General features: G+C 46.5%; 5 protein-coding genes. 1 reads left to right on the forward strand and 4 read right to left on the reverse strand.

Going from position 1 to position 2,725, the window contains the following annotated elements; genetic code table 11:
* A partial coding sequence (locus H8711_RS13405) for a recombinase family protein (protein ID WP_249283854.1) occupies positions 1 to 227 on the reverse strand: 227 nt, incomplete at its 3' end.
* Between the two features lie 212 nt (positions 228 to 439).
* On the opposite strand from H8711_RS13405, the gene H8711_RS13410 reads away from it, so the two are divergent.
* Positions 440 to 1,060, forward strand: coding sequence for an alpha/beta fold hydrolase (locus H8711_RS13410; protein WP_024738896.1), 621 nt, complete (start codon positions 440 to 442; stop codon positions 1,058 to 1,060).
* A 50-nt stretch (positions 1,061 to 1,110) separates the two neighbouring features.
* Here H8711_RS13410 and H8711_RS13415 read toward each other — a convergent pair whose 3' ends face one another.
* The 3 genes from H8711_RS13415 to H8711_RS13425 form a co-directional block, all read right to left on the reverse strand.
* Complete coding sequence (locus H8711_RS13415; RefSeq protein WP_249283855.1) at positions 1,111 to 1,299, reverse strand: transposon-encoded TnpW family protein; 189 nt, start codon at positions 1,297 to 1,299, stop codon at positions 1,111 to 1,113.
* 12 nt (positions 1,300 to 1,311) lie between these two features.
* On the reverse strand, positions 1,312 to 2,151 hold the full coding sequence (locus H8711_RS13420; protein WP_249283856.1) for an ATP-binding protein: 840 nt from the start codon (positions 2,149 to 2,151) through the stop codon (positions 1,312 to 1,314).
* On the reverse strand, positions 2,148 to 2,725 hold a 578-nt coding region (locus H8711_RS13425; protein WP_249283857.1), incomplete at its 5' end, for a phage replisome organizer N-terminal domain-containing protein. The genes H8711_RS13420 and H8711_RS13425, both read right to left, overlap by 4 nt.

A 2,725-nucleotide genomic window follows, 5' to 3' on the forward strand; every position in this document is an offset into this window, starting at 1 on the left:
GCTTCAATGTCCGCAAGCATGGCTTGAAAACCGGGTCTTTGAAAGTTCGCACCAGAATAACCGTCGTCCGTGTACCAGCGCAGATTGGAAAAGCCGTTCTGCTTTGCATAGGTTTCAAGAATACGCTTCTGGTTGGAAATGGAATTGCTCTCGCCTTGCAGCTCGTCCTCATGGGAAAGTCTTGGGTAAAGGGCGGTAATTGGTTGTTGGTTGGTCTGTCTTAACATAAAATCCTCCGTTTCCGACAGCCAGCCCCACTATTCCGTACCTTGATTGTACCACATGGGGCGACTGTCTGTATAGCGGTTTCTGCTTCTTTACCGCCTGTCAAAATGACGATTTTTTACTGTGCGGCTTCTCGCTGCAAAAAAGATAGAAAAGTTCATAACTCTGTGATATACTTTACCGTAAATACACATCAGACATTGCAGGAGAGAAAATGAAAACTATATTACTTCATGGATTAGGGCAAACATCATCAAGCTGGAAAAATACGATTAACACTATGGGGAAAAGTGCGGACATTTTATGCCCGAACCTTTTTGATTGGTTTGAAGATAAAGAGGTCTGCTATCAAGTTTTATATCTTGCTTTCTCCGAATACTGTAAGCAATTTTCAGAACCGGTCAATATCTGTGGGCTATCTTTAGGTGGTATTCTCGCATTGCAATATGGGATTGAAAATCCAGATAAAATAAACTCTTTGGCGTTGGTTGCGACACAATATACAATGCCGAAAAAACTCTTGCAATTTCAAAATATGCTCTTTCGGTTTATGCCTAAAAGAACATTTGAAAGCATGGGACTTGGTAAAACGGATTTTATCAATCTGTCAAAATCCATGATAAACTTGGATTTCCAAAAAGAATTGAAGTGTATCAATAGCCCTGTAATGGTTATCTGCGGGGAGAAAGATGCAGCAAATAAACAGGCTTCTTTACAGCTTCAATCGCAGTTACCACAAGCCGAATTATTAGTGATTAAAAATTCTGGACATGAAGTAAACATAGACGCTCCCGAAGATTTGGGGAAAGCACTCTCCGCATTTTTCAACCTATAATTTCTCCGCCAGCGGTCACGCCAAAAGCGTGACCGCTTTTCAGTATCATGTTAAATCACCTTTTTTTGTGTAGCGGTTTCCGCTTCAAGCACTTTCATCATCTTGTCGGCTGCGGTGGCTGTGGTATCTTTCTTGAAAAAGCCGGACACAACAAGCACGGTGTTACCCATGCGGATCTCCGTCACGCAGTCCGGACGGCGGTCGGTGCGGTCATTGTTATTCTGTTTGTTTTCTGTCATAGGCAACTCCTTTCACTTCAACAGTTCTTTTAGTCCATTGAGCTTGGCTTGTGCCGTTTCCTTTCGGAAGTTCTCGCCTGTAAAGAGGATAGGCAGACACATTTCAAGCATTCGGTCATAGATACGGGCGTGGGCGGTGTCCTGTGGATTTTGCAGTTCCGTAAGGCTTAGATTGGTGGTGACAATCAGCGGCTTTCGGCTGCGGTATCGGCTGTCAATTACATTGTAGACCTGTTCCAAACCGTACTCTGTGCCACGCTCCATACCAAAATCATCAAGTATCAGCAGAGGGAAACGGCAAAGACGCTCGATATATTCGTTTCGCCCCTCAAAGCTGGCAGTTAAATCATTCAGTATCGCAGAAAAGTTTGTCATGCGGACGGAGATTTCCTGTTCCATAAGGGCATTGGCAATGCACCCGGCAAAATAGCTTTTTCCTGTGCCTACCTTGCCCCACAAGAGCAGACCATAGTTGTTTTCTCTCATCTGCTCCCAATGCTCCACATATAAATGTGCCTTGCTCATCTGTGGGCATTTGCCGTTGTCATGTGCAAAAGTCCATTCCTGCATGGTGAGGTCGGTAAAGCCCCGGCGTTTCAGTTCCATAACGGTATCAAGGTGTCGCCTGCGTTCCTCGGCGGATTCACATTCCAAACGCTTCTCCCGTTGGCAGTCACATTCTGTCGGGTGCTTGTCATGCCCCAACCATGCGGCGGTTTCTTTGGGAAAGTAGGCTTCTTTCGCCGTGCGGCACTTGCCGCAGTAAAGCAGACCGTCCTCGCCCGTGTAGTCCTCCGGCTCTGCGGTAGTAGTCATCATATTCAAAACGGTATCGGTAAAAAGTTCAGTCATAAACTCTCGCCCTCCTTAAAGGTGTAATCGGGTATGCCTTTTTTCGGCGGTTTCTTGGCTTCGTCCTCCTGCGCCCACTTGTATATCGTGGCTGCATGGCTACGGTATTTCGTTCCTTTGGACGCTATATGAGTAGATAAGCGGTCAATATAATACTCCCATTTGTCGGGCAGTTCCGCTTTCAGCTCGTCCAGTTCCGTATCGGAAAGAAAAACATTGTTGTATCTGCCATAGCTGCGGGCGGGGGCTTGTCCCGTTTCTAACTCTCTCTCTTTTTCTATCTCTATATCTATCTCTTTCTTTATCTCTATCTCTGGTGGACGAATGTCGGACAAATGTCCGCCATTTGTCCGCGGCGGCAAAAGTGCCTTATTTTCAAGCCTTGCGGCGCGTTTCCGTTCCGCTTCGGTAGAGGATTGACCGATCATCAGCTCGATGTCGGTCATATAAAGCAGCCCGCAGTCAAGCTGCTCCACAAGCCCTAACTGCTGGAAGATGGCTAATGCCCGTTCCACCGTCCCGATTTGGTGACGGGTCAGCGTGGCTATCATCTGGGCGGTATAGGGGATATGCT

This window comes from Ligaoa zhengdingensis, assembly GCF_014384885.1.
In the GTDB taxonomy this organism is placed as follows: domain Bacteria; phylum Bacillota; class Clostridia; order Oscillospirales; family Ruminococcaceae; genus Ligaoa; species Ligaoa zhengdingensis.